We start from the raw sequence: 333 nt of genomic DNA on the forward strand, positions 1-333 counted from the left end.
TGGTGATGCAGCGTCCACGGCACATTGCCGCCCAGCAGCTTCTGCTCGATGCCCACCATCAGCGTGCCGAGATACAGACCCTTGCTCATCCACTGCTTGAAGTTGCGCGCACGATGCAGTTCGGTGTGCAGCCACGAGGTCTTGAATCTCTCCGGATAGGCGATGAGTTCGTCACTGGTGCGTCCAGCCTGCACAGCTTCAAATGCGGCTTCCGCCGCCAGCATGCCGGTCTTGATCGCCGCATGCGAACCCTTGATCCGCGATGCGTTCAGGAAACCCGCGTCGTCGCCGACCAGCGCACCGCCCGGGAACACGAGCTTCGGCAGCGACATC

The 333-nt window shown here is 62.2% G+C and carries 1 protein-coding gene; it reads right to left on the bottom strand.

Annotation, left to right across the window (positions count from 1 at the left end):
• Window positions 1–333 (bottom strand): NAD(P)/FAD-dependent oxidoreductase (locus tag P0D68_RS35550; protein WP_408303749.1); only part of this gene is annotated, 333 nt, incomplete at both ends.

Source organism: Paraburkholderia sp. RL17-380-BIE-A (assembly GCF_046028085.1).
GTDB lineage: Bacteria > Pseudomonadota > Gammaproteobacteria > Burkholderiales > Burkholderiaceae > Paraburkholderia.